Origin of the sequence: Geminicoccus flavidas (genome assembly GCF_009806515.1) — a bacterium.
GTDB classification, from domain to species: domain Bacteria; phylum Pseudomonadota; class Alphaproteobacteria; order Geminicoccales; family Geminicoccaceae; genus Geminicoccus; species Geminicoccus flavidus.
Genome location: NZ_WUJP01001130.1, coordinates 1 through 862, shown reverse-complemented (window position 1 = coordinate 862; position 862 = coordinate 1). Strand labels below are relative to the sequence as shown.

General features: G+C 70.0%; 2 pseudogenes. Both read left to right on the top strand.

Annotated elements, in window-relative coordinates:
* Window positions 1-335: 335 nt before the first annotated feature.
* Window positions 336-596 (top strand): annotated as a pseudogene (locus tag EQG76_RS33880) (IS701 family transposase); the annotation flags it as partial.
* Window positions 597-633: 37 nt separating this feature from the next.
* Window positions 634-862: pseudogene (locus EQG76_RS31415) on the top strand (IS701 family transposase); the annotation flags it as partial.

The following is an 862-nucleotide window of genomic DNA, read 5'->3' as shown; positions in this document are numbered from 1 at the left end:
CCTATCACTACTTGCGCAGAACCGGCGAGTGCCTGGTTCGTTGCCATGTCCTGAGCGTCTGGTGGGACAGAGGTGACGGCGGAGGCAGACTGGCGGGAGGGGCTGGCGGAGTGGTTTGCGCCGTTTTTGGCGGCGATGAGGTACCGGGAGCGGGGCTCGTGGGCGCCGGTCTACCCGCAGGGGCTGATCGGGCCCGGCGAGCGCAAGAGCCTGCAGCCGGCCGCGGCCGGCTGGGCCTGGCCAGCCACGACCGGCTCCATCACTTCGTCACGAGCACGACCTGGAACGACGCGCCGTTGCGGCGGATCCCTCCAGGTCCTGCGGATGTCGGATGAATGGCCAGATGGCCATTCATGGTAGAACGAGCGGACGCGCTGGTGGGTGGACCTGATGCCGTGCTGGTGGTCGACGACACGGCCCTGCCCAGGCAGGGCAGGCCTCGATGGGTGTGGCGCGCCAGTATTGCGGGTGGCTGGGCAAGCGCGCCAACCGCCAGGTGCTGGCTTGCCAATGGTGAGGTTCTGGTACCGGTGGGCCTGCGTCTGTTCCTGCCGCAGGCTCGGGCGGCCGATGCCGAGCGCCGCACCGAGACCGGTACACCTGAGCCGGCGCGGCCTGATCTGGGCCGCCGGCATGCCCAAGGTGCAGGACGTCTATGCGACGACGCTGGACCTGCACTGGCCCAAGGCCAGTGCCGGCCGGCCGCGCAAGCACCCGGTGCCGAGCGAGGACGCGGTCCCGGCGGAGCAGGCGCCTAGTCATACCAAATGGCACCGCATCTCCTGGCGGCTGTGTCCAGCCGAGGGGGAGCAGATCAGGCAGGGCCTGCCGGGTGAGGCGGTCTGGCTGGTGGGCGAGCATC